13 protein-coding genes are annotated in these 14,385 nt (G+C 61.3%); 2 read left to right on the top strand and 11 right to left on the bottom strand.

What is annotated here, in order from left to right; translation table 11 throughout:
* Positions 1-370: 370 nt before the first annotated feature.
* The gene (locus A6D6_RS12090) at positions 371-1,171 is read left to right on the top strand and encodes a glycerophosphodiester phosphodiesterase (RefSeq protein WP_133492499.1); all 801 of its coding nucleotides are present in this window, start codon (positions 371-373) and stop codon (positions 1,169-1,171) included.
* On the opposite strand, the gene A6D6_RS12085 is transcribed toward A6D6_RS12090, so the two are convergent.
* Positions 1,158-2,300 (bottom strand): patatin-like phospholipase family protein, encoded by a 1,143-nt coding sequence (locus tag A6D6_RS12085; RefSeq protein WP_133492498.1) that lies wholly within the window; start codon positions 2,298-2,300, stop codon positions 1,158-1,160. The two genes, A6D6_RS12090 and A6D6_RS12085, sit on opposite strands and share 14 nt — an antisense overlap.
* Before the next feature lie 131 nt (positions 2,301-2,431).
* Here A6D6_RS12085 and A6D6_RS12080 point away from each other — a divergent pair, with 131 nt between their 5' ends.
* Complete coding sequence (locus A6D6_RS12080; RefSeq protein ID WP_159660866.1) at positions 2,432-3,529, top strand: GNAT family N-acetyltransferase/peptidase C39 family protein; 1,098 nt, start codon at positions 2,432-2,434, stop codon at positions 3,527-3,529.
* A gap of 209 nt (positions 3,530-3,738) precedes the next feature.
* On the opposite strand, the gene nqrM is transcribed toward A6D6_RS12080, so the two are convergent.
* The 10 genes from nqrM to tesB form a co-directional block, all read right to left on the bottom strand.
* Complete coding sequence (gene nqrM, locus A6D6_RS12075) at positions 3,739-3,975, bottom strand: (Na+)-NQR maturation NqrM (protein ID WP_159660865.1); 237 nt, start codon at positions 3,973-3,975, stop codon at positions 3,739-3,741.
* A gap of 1 nt (position 3,976) precedes the next feature.
* Positions 3,977-5,005: an FAD:protein FMN transferase gene (locus tag A6D6_RS12070; RefSeq protein WP_159660864.1), complete on the bottom strand. Its 1,029-nt coding sequence runs from the start codon at positions 5,003-5,005 to the stop codon at positions 3,977-3,979.
* 381 nt (positions 5,006-5,386) lie between these two features.
* Positions 5,387-6,616 carry an NADH:ubiquinone reductase (Na(+)-transporting) subunit F gene (nqrF, locus tag A6D6_RS12065; protein WP_133492494.1) on the bottom strand — a complete coding sequence of 410 codons (1,230 nt, stop codon included), beginning with the start codon at positions 6,614-6,616 and terminating at the stop codon, positions 5,387-5,389.
* A 21-nt stretch (positions 6,617-6,637) separates the two neighbouring features.
* Positions 6,638-7,258 carry an NADH:ubiquinone reductase (Na(+)-transporting) subunit E gene (nqrE, locus tag A6D6_RS12060; protein ID WP_133492493.1) on the bottom strand — a complete coding sequence of 207 codons (621 nt, stop codon included), beginning with the start codon at positions 7,256-7,258 and terminating at the stop codon, positions 6,638-6,640.
* 12 nt (positions 7,259-7,270) lie between these two features.
* Complete coding sequence (locus A6D6_RS12055; RefSeq protein ID WP_014994190.1) at positions 7,271-7,936, bottom strand: NADH:ubiquinone reductase (Na(+)-transporting) subunit D; 666 nt, start codon at positions 7,934-7,936, stop codon at positions 7,271-7,273.
* Complete coding sequence (locus A6D6_RS12050) at positions 7,936-8,754, bottom strand: Na(+)-translocating NADH-quinone reductase subunit C (protein ID WP_133492492.1); 819 nt, start codon at positions 8,752-8,754, stop codon at positions 7,936-7,938. The genes A6D6_RS12055 and A6D6_RS12050 overlap by 1 nt, the downstream gene beginning before the upstream one ends.
* Entirely contained in the window at positions 8,754-10,007 is a 1,254-nt protein-coding gene (locus A6D6_RS12045; RefSeq protein ID WP_133492491.1) for an NADH:ubiquinone reductase (Na(+)-transporting) subunit B, read from the bottom strand. Before A6D6_RS12045 ends, A6D6_RS12050 begins: the two co-directional genes overlap by 1 nt.
* Position 10,008: 1 nt before the next feature.
* Positions 10,009-11,355 carry a Na(+)-translocating NADH-quinone reductase subunit A gene (locus A6D6_RS12040; protein ID WP_133492490.1) on the bottom strand — a complete coding sequence of 449 codons (1,347 nt, stop codon included), beginning with the start codon at positions 11,353-11,355 and terminating at the stop codon, positions 10,009-10,011.
* A 318-nt stretch (positions 11,356-11,673) separates the two neighbouring features.
* The gene (locus A6D6_RS12035) at positions 11,674-13,125 is read right to left on the bottom strand and encodes a glyceraldehyde-3-phosphate dehydrogenase (RefSeq protein WP_133492489.1); all 1,452 of its coding nucleotides are present in this window, start codon (positions 13,123-13,125) and stop codon (positions 11,674-11,676) included.
* Positions 13,126-13,415: 290 nt separating this feature from the next.
* Positions 13,416-14,291, bottom strand: a complete 876-nt coding sequence (tesB, locus tag A6D6_RS12030; protein WP_133492488.1) for an acyl-CoA thioesterase II — start codon at positions 14,289-14,291, stop codon at positions 13,416-13,418.
* Positions 14,292-14,385 lie beyond the last annotated feature (94 nt).

Raw genomic sequence — 14,385 nt, 5'->3', positions numbered from 1 at the left:
CTGCACAATGCCGCCAGCTTTTTTATTGCTCCCGGCCATTGCTGTCCCACAAATTTTGATGGTTCTGAGGTTTGACCGCGGAATCCATGGCCGTGGCCAGTCTATTGGTCTTGGAGATATGAAATCGCGCTGTATTCGCTGCCAAGGCAGCTTCCCACAGCGGCTCCGTAGCGTCCTCTGTGGGAAGCTGCCTTGGCGGCGAATACAGCGTGTCGCGCGTAAGCCGCCTGTTCCACATCTGTGGGACACTAGTGGCAGCCGGCAATTTTTTATGACCGCCGTCCGTGGCGGTCACCCTTCGGGCCGTCGCACAGCAACGTTAAAAATTGCTCCCGGCAATTTTTTGCCCAGACCGTACAGGATGCCAGCCATGTCTCAGCCCTTCCCCACCATCGTCGGCCACCGCGGAGCCCGTGGCGAAGCGCCGGAAAATACACTGGCGGGCTTTCAGGTGGCGGTGGCGGCAGGGGCCGGAGAAATCGAGCTGGATGTGCGCCTTTCCGCCGACGGTCATCTGATCGTTCTGCACGACAGCGACCTGAAGCGCACCACCGGCCAGAAGGGCCACGCCCGGCATTTCACCCTGGCCCAGCTCAATCTGATGGACGCCCGCGTCAACACACCCGGCTGGCACAGTCCGGTAGCGGTGCCTTCCTTGAATGAAGTAGTGGCCCTATGCGGCCCGGCCATGCGCTTTCAGTTCGAGGTGAAGGGTGCCGACCGTGCCATCCTGCACCAGTTGGCTCATCAACTGACGCATATGATCGATCAGGACGGCCTGCGGGAGCGGGTTGTAATCACCTCCAGTCATACCGGCTTCCTGCGCATGGTGGCCACCATGGCTCCGCATCTTGATCGCGGCTATGTCAGTGAATACCGCTACCAACAGCCCACCCGTCGCGCGGCCGCGCTCGGCTGCCGCTGGTTGATGCCCCATCACAGCCTGGTCTCGCCGCGGCTGATGCGCAGTGCCCGCCGGCGCGGACTCAAAGTCTCCACCTGGACCGTCAACGATCTCAATGAAGCGGAACGGCTGGCCCGGCTGGGGGTGGACGGTATCATCACCGACTTCCCCACCAGCTTTCTGGCCCACTTTCGCGGCAAGGATCAGCGCCAGGTGGCGGCCCCCGCCGCCCAGGCTGAATTGGAGCCGAGCCTCAGGGATCCTTGAAGAAGTCGCGGATTTCCTGCTCCCTGGCCGTCGCGTCCCGATACCCCAGTTCGATCAGCTCACGGGTAAAACCGGGCTCGAACAGCAAATAGCTGAGCGCGCCGGCGCCCGGTGAACGGGTGGCGCCGGAACCGCGCAAGAAGAACCGCAACGTGCGTGGCAATTCGCGCGAGTGCCGGCCGGCTATCTCGTCGATGGGCTCGGAAGGATAAATCTTAAGGACATCCACGGGCCGCAGCTGAATGCCACGCTGGCGCCGCTGGCCGGCGTCAGTGGCGGTCAGGGTGTTGTTAATGCGTTCAAGGCGCTCGACGTCCCCTTCCAGGGTATCGACGAACACGCTGTTCAACACATGGCCAAGCACCTGGGCCAGGGACGGATAACCGCTGAGTGCCTGCTGCTGACCCGGACTGTTGCCGCCGGACACGCCGATCACCAGCAGGCGATTGGCCCCCAGATGCAGCGCCGGGCTCACCGGAGCCAATTGGCGCACCGCGCCATCACCGTAAAAACTACCGTCCACCTGCTCCGCCGGAAACAGCAACGGAATCGCCGCCGACGCCAGCATGTGCTGCACGCCGATCACGGAGCGGCGCCCGAGGCGGCGGGCCCGGGTCCATTCCCGCAGGTCATCGGCGCCCTGGAAAAACGATACCGATTCGCCAGTGGCGTAACTGGACGCGGTGATCGACAACGCCCGCAGATGGCCCTTGTTCACGCTGTCGCCGATGCGCTGGAAGTTGATCAGCAAGCGCAGCAGTCGTTTCAGTGGCGTGTTGTCGAGCAAGGCGCTGCGGGTCTTGGCCTGGCCGCCGGTGGCGGCGGAAAACATCCAGCGCAGCAGGCTGCTGGTGAAAGCGAAAATATCGGTGCGGTAAACCTGCTCGGCGGTCATGTTGGACCACACCCGGTCCAGGCTGTGCACCGCGGTGGCGTAGTTGTGAGCACCGGCGGCCAGACCGGCGGCGTTGATGGCGCCGGCCGAGGTGCCGCAAATGATCGGAAACGGATTGGGTGATTGCGCCGGCAGCATTTCCGCCATCGCCCGCAATACGCCCACCTGATAGGCGGCTCGAGCGCCGCCACCGGACAAGATCAACCCCCGCACCGGGGGCGTTGGTGATGCCATGAATCGTTCTCCTTGAAGCGCCTCAGTATGCCTATGGCGTGCCTCAGCGTCATCCGCTGGCGTCACTGTTTCGGCTGTCTTATGCTGCCGTCGTGGCCGCCTTCCGCGGCCGCTGACGAGCACCCGCTAACATGGCATTACGCACCGCCCACGCCGACGATCTGGACGCTCTGTGCGCCCTGGAACAGCGCTGTTTCAGCAGCGATCGGTTATCCCGCCGCAGTTTCCGCCATTGGCTGCGGCAGAGCCCTTGCGGCCTGATCGTGGCGGAGGAAGAAGAGCACGGTCTGGTCGGTTACGCCCTGGTAATGCTGTACAACGGCACCCGCCTGGCGCGCCTCTACTCCATCGCGGTGGACGCCAGCCAGCGCGGCAAAGGGCTTGGCGAGCAGTTACTCGACGCCGCCGAACACTACGCGCACCGCCACCGCCGGCTTTACCTGCGCCTGGAAGTCCGCAAGGACAACGCCGCCGCCATTCGTCTGTATGAGCGGCGCGGTTATCGTCTGTTTGGCGAAACCGCCGACTACTACGAGGACCACCAGCACGCTCTGCGTTTCCAGAAGCGGCTGCATTATCGGCCGGACGGCGGCGAACGGCTGGCGGTGCCCTGGATCCGGCAGAGCACCGACTTCTCCTGCGGCCCCGCCTGCCTGATGATGGCCCGCGCGGCGCTACAGGGCGAACCGCCCAGTGACAGCGAGGAACTGCTGCTCTGGCGCGAAGCCACCACCATCTTCATGACCGCCGGCCACGGCGGCTGCCATCCGCTCGGCCTGGCCCTGGCCGTGCACCGTCGCGGGCTCGCCGCCGAGGTGTGGTGCAACCAGCGTGGCCCTCTGTTTCTTGATTCGGTCCGCGACCCGCATAAGAAAAGAGTGATGGAAACCGTCCACGATCACTTCGTCGAACAGGCACAGGCGCGGGCCATCCCGGTGTACTACGCGGAACTGAGCAGTGAGCGGCTGGATCAGGCGCTGGAAAACGGCGAGGTCGCCATGGTGCTGATCAGCACCTGGCGGCTGGACGGGCGCAAGGCGCCCCACTGGGTGGTGGTGGCCGGCGGCGACCGGGAATGCTTCTACATCCACGATCCGGACCCGGCGGAGGATCAGATTCCCCTGGACTGCCAGTACATCCCCATCGCCCGCGACGGCTTCGACAAAATGGCCCGTTTTGGGCAGTCTCGGCTGCGCACCGCAGTCATAGTAAAAGCAGTTAAGAGTTAATAGTGAATAGTTAACAGCGAAAAACAAAAAACAGGTGACCCTAAATCACTGTGGGAAGCTTGCTTGCAAGCGAATATTGTTAAACGCCTGAGCGAAACCATTCGCTTGCAAGCAAGCTTCCCACAGCGGCTAAAGATCAGGCTGTTCCGCGATCTTTTCTATTTCTTTCGCTGTTAACTATTCACTATTAACTCTTAACTGCTTTGTCTTTAGGTTTTCAGCACGTCCTTGCCCAGTGTTCCGGCTCGTTTGGCGCTTTCCTGGCGGGTGTTTTCCTCGCAGGCGTTGCGGTCGCCGCCGCAGATTTCGCAGCCGTCCTTCATGCCCAGCGTCGCCAGGCCGCCACAGGAGCCCTTGATCGGCTTGTTGGAGAAGATCACGCCAACGGCCATGGCGGCGAACAGGATGCCAATAACGACAAAGGTGGCAATCAGAGTGGCAAACATATCACTTCTCCTGTTTCTGGCTGTCCAGAACGGTCTGGAAAGCCGGGGTCAGAATTTCTTTCGGCCCCTCATGGGTTCTGACAATGAACAGCACCGGCAGTTCATGCTCGCGGGCGAAGGCCACGCCCTCTTCCGGCCCCAGCACGGTCAGCGCGGTGGCCAGAGCATCCGCCATCATACAGGACTTGTGCAGCACGGTAACCGATGCCAGATGATGAGTAACCGGGTAACCGGTACGGGGGTCGATGGTGTGGGAGAACAGCTTGCCGTCCTCCTCAAAAAAATTGCGGTAGTCGCCACTGGTGGCAATGGCGACATCGTGCAGTTTAAGCACTTTCTCCACTTCCCGCTTGCCCACTTCCGGGCGTTCAATGGCCACACGCCAGGGCTGACCGTAGGGCTTGGTGCCGGATGCCGCCAGTTCGCCGCCAACTTCCACCAGATAGTTGCTGATGCCGGCGCCTTTAAGCACCCCTGCCAGCTTGTCCACGCCGAAGCCCTTGGCGATGGAGGACAGGTCCACATACAACCCGCCGGGCTGAGTGGCCTCCCGGCCCTGGAGCGTCAGCCGTTGCCAGCCGATTCGCTTGAGCGCGGCCTGAACCTCCTCCTCCGCCGGAGGTTCGAAGCGGTCCGGATCCGGCCCGAAGCCCCACAGATTCACCAGCGGGCCCACCGTAACGTCGTAGGCGCCGTTAGTATCCCTGGACAGGCTCTGTGCCGCCGCCAACACCTTGGCGAAATCCTCCGGCAGGGTCTGAACGGTTCCCGCCTCCGCCTGATTGAAGCGGGACAGGTCTGAATCCGGCCGGTAGGTGCTCATCTCCTGGTTCACTTGTTCCAGGGCCGCTTCCAGCTCGGTTTTGAGTTTGGGAATGCCGTCACGGGGAGAGCCGGTGAACTTCACCGACCAGGTGGTGCCCATGGTCGGTCCGGACAATGCCGAAAGCCGCTGTTGAGCGTCGTCGCAGGCGCTCAGCACAAACAGCAGCAACAGCGTGAAGGGAATCAGAAAGAGACGGGATGTCATGGCTGCTCCGGGGACAGGGCCCAAACGCCAGTACGCAGTATCGGTAAACGAAGCCCGGCGGCCAGCCGGGCTATCATCTTGCCAGCAGGGCTGGCTCCTACAGGAACGTCGAAGCCCGCGGGAGCGGCTTTAGCCGCGAATGGCCCTGGGCGTGCAAGCGTGCCCGCGAATTGCCCCCGGCCCGGCCTTCCCTGGCCGGTCGTAAATCATGCTGCGATATGCCACTGGCATATCGGTGGTGGATACCACCGGACTCGGATTCGCCATCCCTGGCGCGACGTCGGGAGTTTCGCCAACCCCCGGCCCGGCCTTCCCTGGCCGGTCGTAAATCATGCTGCGATATGCCATTGGCATATCGGTCATGATTTACCCGTCCATGATTTACCCACCAAAGTCATCGAGCAGGATGTTCTCGGGCTCCACGCCCAGATCTTCCAGCATCTTGATGACCGCGGCGTTCATCATCGGCGGACCGCACATGTAGTATTCGCAGTCCTCCGGCGCCGGATGATCCTTCAGATACTGCTCGTACAGCACGTTGTGGATGAAACCGGTGAGGCCGGTCCAGTTGTCTTCCGGCTGCGGATCGGACAGCGCCAGGTGCCATTGGAAGTTGTCGTTCTCCTCGGCGAGTTGATCGTACTCATCGTTGTAGAACGTTTCACGCCAGCTGCGCGCGCCGTACCAGAAGCTCATCTTGCGCTTGGAATGCAACCGCTTGAGCTGGTCAAAGATATGGCTGCGCATCGGCGCCATGCCCGCGCCACCACCGATGAACACCATCTCCGCGTCGGTTTCCTTGGCGAAGAACTCACCGAAGGGTCCGAACACGGTGATCTTGTCACCCGGCTTCAGGCTGAACACATAGGAACTCATCAGGCCCGGCTGAATGCCGGAAGATCCTGGAGGCGGCGTGGCGATCCGGATGTTGAACTTGAGAATGCCCTTCTCTTCCGGATAGTTGGCCATGGAGTAGGCGCGAATCACTTCCTCGGTGTTCTTGGTCTTCAGGTCGAAGAACTTGAAGTGCTCCCAGTCGCCGCGATACTCCTCGCCGATTTCGAAATCGGAGAAATTCACCTCGAACGGCGGTGCTTCCAACTGCACATAGCCACCGGCACGGAACGCCACTTCCTCGCCTTCCGGCAGTTTCAGTGTCAATTCCTTGATGAAGGTGGCGACGTTGTCGTTGGAGATGACCTCGCACTCCCACTTCTTCACGCCGAAGAACTCTTCCGGCACCTTGATCTTCATGTCCTGCTTGACGTTCACCTGACAGCTCAGGCGCCAGCCGTCGCGGATCTGCCCCTTGGTGAAGTGGCCTTCCTCGGTGGGCAGGATGTCACCGCCGCCATCGAGGACCTGGCACTTGCACTGGGCACAGGTACCGCCGCCGCCGCAGGCGGAGGACAGGAAGATACCCTGGTTGGCCAGGGTGCCCAACAGCTTGCCGCCGGCGGGCGCATCAATGCCCTTCTCCGGATCGCCGTTGATATCGATGTGCACGTCCCCGCTGGCCACCAGCCGGGAGCGCGCCACCAGAATCACCGCCACCAGCGCCAATACAATGGCGGTGAACATGGCGACGCCAAGAATGATCTCAAAACTCATAGTCTGGCTCTCCCCTTTCCCTTAAAGCTGCACGCCGGAGAACGACATGAACCCCAGGGACATCAGACCCACGGTGATGAAGGTAATGCCCAGACCCTTCAGACCATCGGGCACATCGCTGTACTTCAGCTTTTCCCGGATTCCCGCCAGCAACGTGATCGCCAGCGCCCAACCGGCACCGGCGCCAAGACCGTACACCAGGGACTCACCGAAAGCGTAGTCACGTTCCACCATGAACAGGGAGGCCCCCATGATGGCGCAGTTCACCGTGATCAGCGGCAGGAATACACCCAGAGCGTTGTAAAGCGCCGGCACATACTTATCCAGGGTCATTTCCAGGATCTGCACGATTGCCGCGATCACACCGATATAGCTGAGCAGCCCCAGGAAACGCAGGTCCAGAGTGGCCAGCGCGGGAATGCCGGTCCAGGACAACGCCCCTTCGTTGAGCAGGTAATGCAGGATCAGGTTGTTCACCGGCACGGTGATGGTCAGCACCACGACCACGGCGATGCCCAGGCCGATCGCGGTGGAGATCTTCTTGGAGATAGCGATGAAAGTGCACATCCCCAGGAAGAAGGCCAGCGCCATGTTCTCGACGAAGACAGCGCGGACGAACAGACTCAGATAATGTTCAAACATGCGGCTTCTCCGTCAGAACGCGTCGCTGGTGCGGGTGTGCGGCTTCATTTTGAAGACGTCCTCTTCCACCTGCTCCGGTTTCCAGGCACGAATCGCCCAGATGAACAGACCAATCAGGAAGAAGGCGCTCGGCGGCAACAGCATCAGGCCGTTGGTGTTATACCAACCGCCGTCCACGGTGCGCTCCAGAATCTGGTAGCCGAACAGGCTGCCAGAACCCAACAGCTCACGGGTGAAACCCAGCCCCAGCAGGATCACGGAGTAACCCAGGCCGTTACCAACACCGTCGAGGAAGGACGGAATCGGCGGATTCTTCATGGCGAACGCTTCCACCCGGCCCATCACGATACAGTTGGTGATGATCAGACCCACGAACACCGACAGCTGCTTGGAAATGCTGTAAGCGTAGGCGCGCAGGAACTGGTCCACCACGATCACCAGCGAGGCAATGATGGTCATCTGCACGATCATGCGGATGCTGCCCGGAATCTGGTTACGGATACAGCTGACGAAAAAGTTGGAGAACGCCGTCACCGCCGTCAGTGCGATACACATGGTCAGCGTGGTGTTCAGATTACTGGTTACCGCCAGGGCGGAGCAGATACCCAGGATCTGCAGCGCGATGGGGTTATTGTCGAAAATCGGACCAAACAGGATGTCCTTCGTTTTCTCCGCCATTACGCTTCTCCTCCGTTGTCGGCCTCGACGGCGGCGGAACCGGCGCCGTCATCAGCCCCTTTCATGCGATCCAGATACGGACCGAACCCGTCTTCCCCGACCCAGAAACGCACCAGATTGTTGACACCTTTACTGGTCAGGGTGGCACCGGCCAGGCCGTCCACCTTGTGTTCGGCTCCGGCGGCACCGGAATCGACAGTGCCCTTGACCACCTGAATGGCCACGTCACCGCTGTCGTCATGCAGTTTTTTGCCCGGCCACAGGCCTTTCCAGGCCGGGTTGTCCACCTCACCGCCAAGGCCCGGGGTTTCACCGTGCTGATAGAAGCCCAGGCCGGATACCGTCTCGGCATCCGCTTCCAGAGCCAGGAAGCCGTACAGCGTGGACCACAGACCGTAACCACGCACCGGCAGAATAATACGGCTCAGGTTGCCGTTATCATCCCGTGCCAGATACACCTCGGACACCTTTTCCTGACGCTTGATGCTGGCGATGTCCTGATCAGCGCTCAGACGCTCGCTTTCCGCCGGATCCTTGGCCGCTTTCAGCGGGTCATAGGATTCCGGTTTGTCCACGTACTCACCGGTTTCCAGGTCAACGAATTTGCGTTCGATGGTATCGAACGCCTTCTGCACGTCCATACCCGGCTGATACAGACCCGCGGCCTGGAGAATGTTCACCTGGCGGTCGAGTACCTGGTTTTTCTGCTGTACCGGTCGCAGTGACACGGCGGCGGTGGACACCACCACCGCGCACACCAGACAGACCAGCAGGGCGACCAGCAGCGTTCTGCCTACACTTTCGCTTTTTCCAGCCATTACGCGACTCCCCCGGTCCGACGCAGACGACGACGCACGTTCGCCTGGGTAACGAAATAATCAATCAACGGCGCGCACAGGTTGCCGAACAGGATCGCCAACATGATGCCTTCCGGGAAGGCCGGGTTGACCACCCGGATCAACACCGTCATCACACCGATGACAATGCCAAAGATCAGCTTGCCGGTATTGGTCATGGCGGCGGACACCGGGTCGGTGGCCATGAACACCAGACCAAAGGCCAGACCGCCCACGGTCAGGTGCCAGTACCAAGGCATGGCGAACATCGGGTTGGTGTCGCTGCCGATCAGGTTGAACACGGTGCTCATCGCCGCCATGCCCAGCAGCACGCCCAGCATGATCCGCCAGGAGGCGATCTTGGTGAACAACAGGAAGATCGCGCCCAGAGCGATGGCGATCAGGGAGGTCTCACCGATGCTGCCCTGGATACCGCCCAGGAAGGTGTTCATCCAGCTCAGGCTCTGGCCGCCATCCGCGCCGATCAGGGCGTTCTGGGCGAGGCCGGCGGAAAAGTCCAGATTGCCGCTGGCCGCCAGCGACAGTGGCGTGGCGCCGGAGAAGTTGTCCACCGCGGTCCAGATGGCGTCACCGGACATTTGCGCCGGATAGGCGAAGTACAGGAACGCCCGGCCCACCAGCGCCGGGTTGAGGAAGTTCTTGCCGGTACCGCCGAACACTTCCTTGCCGATCACCACGCCGAAGGAGACACCCAGCACCACCTGCCAGAGCGGAATCGCCGGCGGCAGGATCAGGGTGAACAGGATACCAGTGACGAAGAAGCCCTCGTTCACTTCATGGCCGCGTTTCCAGGCGAACAGGGCTTCCCAGAAGAAACCGGTCAGGTATACGGCGATCAGAATCGGCACATAGTAGACCAGGCCGTGGACCATGTTGGCCCAGAAGTTCTCCTGGCTGAAGCCGGTGAGCGCCGCCACCAGCTCGGTGCGCCAGCCCGGGATCGGGTCGAAACCGAACTCGGTGATTTGCAGGTTGGCCTGGAAGCCGGTGTTGTACAGGCCGAACAGGATCGCCGGGAAGGTGGCGAACCAGACCGTCATCATGATGCGCTTCAGATCAATACCATCACGTACGTGGGCCGCGGACCGGGTCACCGAGTCCGGGCTGTACAGCATGGTGTCGAACATCTCGTAGAAGACGTAGTACTTTTGCAGCTTGCCACCCTCGTGGAAGTGGGGGGCGATTTTGGTATCAAGGTAATTCCGCAGACCCATATCAGCTCTCCACTTCAATGGTGGTCAGGTTGTCGCGGAGGATCGGGCCATACTCGTATTTGCCGGGGCATACGAAAGTACACAGGGCCAGGTCCTCTTCCACCAGTTCCAGCGCGCCCAGGGCGGTGGCGCTGTCGGTATCCCCCACCACCAGCGCGCGCAACAGCTGGGTCGGCAGAATATCCAGCGGCATCACTTCCTCGTAGGCGCCGATCGGCACCATGGCGCGCTCACTGCCGTTGGTGGTGGTGGTGAAGTTGAAACGCTTGCCGGGCATCAGCCTGGAGAGGTAGATATTCATCACCGAGAAGCGGTTGGCGCCTGGAGAGATGTAACCCAGCAGCTCGCGCTCATTCCCTTCACGAAGCACGGTCACCTGATTGCACAGCCGGCCCAGGTACGCCACCGGGCCACGGGCGTGGTGACCATTGAGCACGGAACCAGAGATCACCCGGTTTTCGCCATCCTTGGTTTCGCCACGGCAGAAATCCTCGCTCTGCGCACCAACGCGGGTGCGCAACAGGCGCGGCGTTTTCACCTGCGGGCCCGCCAGAGCCACCACCCGCTCGCTGCTGATGCGGCCTTCGGTGAACAGTTTGCCGATAGCGATCACTTCCTGATAGCCCACGGTCCACACCCGTTTGTTCAGGCCGACCGGATCAAGGAAATGAATATGAGTCCCGGCATTACCGGCCGGGTGCTTGCCAGCGAAGCTCTCTTCGCGGATCTGGCCCTGGGCGAAGGACGGCAGCTTGGACTGAGCCGCCTTGCACACCCACACCGGCCCTTCGGTGAGACGAGACAGCACGGTCAGGCCGTGGCGGAAGCTCTGCTCGTTCTCCTGGATCACCACTGACGGATCCTGACACAACGGATTGGTGTCGATGGCGGTGACGAAAATGGAATTCGGCACGCTCTCCGGTGCCGGCACCTTGCCAAAGGGGCGGGTACGCAACAGAGTCCATTCACCGGAGTCGACCAACTGAGTCACCACGGCTTCACGGTCCAGGGAAGGCAGTTGATCCGGCTGGTAAGCGGTGAAGGTCACCTCTTCTTCCTGGTCGGCCACTTCGATGACCACGGACTGCAGGACCCGCTTGTGGCCCCGATTGATGGCGACCACCTTGCCTCCGGCCGGCGCGGTGTATTTCACGCCGTCGGTTTTTTTGTCCGTGAAGATCAACTGACCTTTCTTGACTTGGTCCCCTTCGCGGACTTCCATAGTGGGTTTCATGCCCACGTAGTCGCCGCCGAGCACGGCGACAGAACGGACCTGGTGGCCTTCCTCTATCGCCTGGCGCGGCGCGCCGGCGATGGGCAGGTCCAGTCCCTTCTTGATTTTGATCATAGTGTCTCGCCCACGTTGCGTGTTGCTGATGTCGGGCTGCGCCTTCCTCGGAAGCGCTGCACAGGCAGCGGATGGGGGAATTCGCGCAATAACCGGTAATAGCGTCAGGATCACCCGTGAATGAGGATTCAAGGGCCCGGCCCGTCGGCCGGCGCGCGACATTATAATGACCACATGAAAAGTATGCCAGAGAGGCGAGCCCCTCCGATGGTCCCGTATCGCTTCCCGATCGCTTCCCCGCCCCGTTTTACGCCGATACCGGCGAATTTCGGGAACGGACGAAAAAAAGCCCGCTAAAGCGGGCTTTCCGTGCCTGACTTATTCCGCCGGATACACCGGGTATTCCACCCCGGAGATCTGCTGCAGGATCCGCAGCACCTGGCAGCTGTAGCCGAACTCGTTGTCATACCATACGTACAGCACGCAGTGGCGGCCGTTGACGATGGTGGCCCCGGCATCGATGACGGAGGCATGACGGGAACCGACGAAGTCGGTGGATACCGCGTCCGGGCTGCTGACAAAGTCCACCTGACGCTGCAACGGAGAGTGCAGGCTCACCCAGCGCAGGTACTCGTTCATCTCCTCCAGGCTGGTTTCCTTCTCCAGGGTCAGATTCAGGATCGCCATGGACACGTTCGGAGTAGGAACGCGGATGGAGTTGCCGGTCAGCTTGCCGTTCAGGGACGGCAGCGCCTTGGCGGCGGCGGTGGCGGCACCGGTTTCGGTCAACACCATGTTCAGCGGCGCGGCGCGGCCACGACGAGGCCCTTTGTGGAAGTTATCCAGCAGGTTCTGGTCGTTGGTGTAGGAGTGCACCGTTTCCACGTGACCGTATTCGATGCCGAACTTGTCCTCGATGGCCTTCAACGGCGGCACGATGGCGTTGGTGGTGCAGCTGGCGGCGGAGATGATCTTGTCGCTGTCCTCGATCATGTCGTTGTTGACGCCGTGCACGATGTTCTTGAGGCTGCCCTTGCCCGGCGCGGTCAGCATCACACGGGCAATACCCGGACATTGCAAATGCTGGGACAGGCCTTCCTGGTCACGCCATTTACCGGTGTTGTCGATCAAGACGGCGTTTTCGATACCGTACTGGGTATAGTCCACGGACGCCGGATCGTTGGAGTAGATCACCTTGATGTAGTTACCGTTGGCGATGAGAGCGTTGTCCTCCTCGTCCACGGCGATGGTGCCGGCGAACGGGCCGTGCACGGAATCACGGCGCAGCAGGCTGGCGCGCTTCTGCAGGTCGCCCTTGCCGGACTCACGCACCACGATGGCCTTCAGACGCAGGCCATCACCGGAACCGGCTTTCTCGATCAGCAGACGAGCCAGAATACGGCCGATACGGCCAAAACCGTACAACACCACATCGGTGCTGCCAGCCAGTTCAGCTTTGCTTTCCACCGCTTCGGTGAGCGCTTCGCGGACGAAGTCTTCCACCGACAGGCCGCGATTGTCGTTTTTGTACTCAACCGCCAGCTTGCCGATGTCCAGACGGCAGGGGCCCAGGTCCAGCTTGACCGCTTCCTGGAGAATGGGGAACGAATCCACCACGGACAGACCGCTGTCGGACAGGCCGTCTTCAATCTGCTTAACAAAACGGTGGGTCTTGAGAATCTGGATAACGGACTTGTTCACCAGGGAGCGACTATAGACCGTGGTGGTCACGTTCTTTTCCCGGTACAGCCGACCGATCATCGGAATCATCGCCTCGGCGATTTCCTCACGGTTTTTCCATCGTCCGAAGTGGTCTTCCAGTTTGTTCACGGATGAGCCCCTCTCAATTGGGTTCCTGGGGGCGCGCATAATAGCGCCTATGGGGGCGCATATCCACCCAATGCGGAGGCATTGACCCTCTCCTTGGATCAGAAGAATCGCGGTCCGTGGACCATTGGTGTCCCACAATTCGCTGGCACGCTTACACGCAACACGCTGGCACGCCAAATCCAAGGCCCGCTTGCGGGCCTTGGGGGTATGAATTCAGAGCAACCCCGGGATGGCCGGGTGTTTTCAAAGCGTGTTAGCGTGACGGCGTGTTAGCGTGCACGCGCGTCCTTTCACACCGGCTTGGCGCTGGGCCGCAGCCGCATCAGCCCTTCCTGGGCCACCGAGGCCACCAGAGTACCGTCCTGGCGGTAGATGGCGCCGAAGGTCAGCCCCCGGGCACCGGCGGCGCCGGGACTCTGGCAGTCATAAAGCAACCATTCGTCCACCTGGAAATCATCGTAAAACCACATGGCGTGGTCGATGCTGGCGCACTGGATGTCACTCTGCCAGAAGGTCATGCCATGGGGCTGCATGGCCGTGCCCATGAAACCGAAGTCAGAACAATAGGCGAGCAGCGCCCGCTGGGTCATACGATCGGCGGTGATCCTGTCGCTGACCCGGAACCAGAATCGCTTGAGCGGCTCCCGGCTTTCCGGCGCGAACAGGTCCTTGGGGGTCACCGGACGGAATTCCACCGGCCGCTCGCGCAGGAACGCGCCCCGGAATTGCTCGGGAATCTGCTCCACCACACGCATGCGGGCGCTCTCATCGCTTTCCAGGCTGTCCGGCGTCGGCACGTCCGGCATGGTGTCCTGGTGGCGGCCGCCCTCTTCCTCCACCTGAAACGACGCGGACAGACTGAAAATCGGCCGGCCATGCTGGATCGCGTTGACCCGGCGGGTGGTGAAGCTCTTACCGTCGCGGATCCGGTCCACATCGTAGATCACCGGCACCCGGATATCCCCGGGGCGCAAGAAGTAGGCATGCAGGGAATGGGCCGGCCGCTCCTCCGACACCGTCAGAGACGCCGCCAGCAAGGCCTGTCCAGCCACCAGGCCACCGAAAATACTGCGCTGGCCATTGGCCTCGGTCTGACCGCGAAACAGGTTGTCCTCCAACCGTTCCAGGGTAAACCGGTTCATTAATTCCGCGACGGACTCTCTCATAGCTCTCCCCAGCTTTGGTGCGCGCATAGGGGCGCAATAGTACCGCAAAACGCGGGGCGGGCTCTAAAGTAAAAGAAAGGCCGGACGCCGGACG

This window comes from Alcanivorax xiamenensis (assembly GCF_009846745.1).
GTDB classification, from domain to species: Bacteria; Pseudomonadota; Gammaproteobacteria; order Pseudomonadales; family Alcanivoracaceae; genus Alloalcanivorax; species Alloalcanivorax xiamenensis.
The sequence above is the reverse complement of the archived record's forward strand: the minus strand, read 5'-3'. Positions and strand labels throughout refer to the sequence as shown.

Excerpts from the sequence above, each read along its gene's own strand:
- A6D6_RS12090 (WP_133492499.1), top strand. The coding sequence starts at position 371 with ATGTCTCAGCCCTTCCCCACCATCGTCGGCCACCGCGGAGCCCGTGGC.
- A6D6_RS12085 (WP_133492498.1), bottom strand. The coding sequence starts at position 2,300 with ATGGCATCACCAACGCCCCCGGTGCGGGGGTTGATCTTGTCCGGTGGC.
- A6D6_RS12080 (WP_159660866.1), top strand. The coding sequence starts at position 2,432 with ATGGCATTACGCACCGCCCACGCCGACGATCTGGACGCTCTGTGCGCC.
- nqrM (WP_159660865.1), bottom strand. The coding sequence starts at position 3,975 with ATGTTTGCCACTCTGATTGCCACCTTTGTCGTTATTGGCATCCTGTTC.
- A6D6_RS12070 (WP_159660864.1), bottom strand. The coding sequence starts at position 5,005 with ATGACATCCCGTCTCTTTCTGATTCCCTTCACGCTGTTGCTGCTGTTT.
- nqrF (WP_133492494.1), bottom strand. The coding sequence starts at position 6,616 with ATGAGTTTTGAGATCATTCTTGGCGTCGCCATGTTCACCGCCATTGTA.
- nqrE (WP_133492493.1), bottom strand. The coding sequence starts at position 7,258 with ATGTTTGAACATTATCTGAGTCTGTTCGTCCGCGCTGTCTTCGTCGAG.
- A6D6_RS12055 (WP_014994190.1), bottom strand. The coding sequence starts at position 7,936 with ATGGCGGAGAAAACGAAGGACATCCTGTTTGGTCCGATTTTCGACAAT.
- A6D6_RS12050 (WP_133492492.1), bottom strand. The coding sequence starts at position 8,754 with ATGGCTGGAAAAAGCGAAAGTGTAGGCAGAACGCTGCTGGTCGCCCTG.
- A6D6_RS12045 (WP_133492491.1), bottom strand. The coding sequence starts at position 10,007 with ATGGGTCTGCGGAATTACCTTGATACCAAAATCGCCCCCCACTTCCAC.
- A6D6_RS12040 (WP_133492490.1), bottom strand. The coding sequence starts at position 11,355 with ATGATCAAAATCAAGAAGGGACTGGACCTGCCCATCGCCGGCGCGCCG.
- tesB (WP_133492488.1), bottom strand. The coding sequence starts at position 14,291 with ATGAGAGAGTCCGTCGCGGAATTAATGAACCGGTTTACCCTGGAACGG.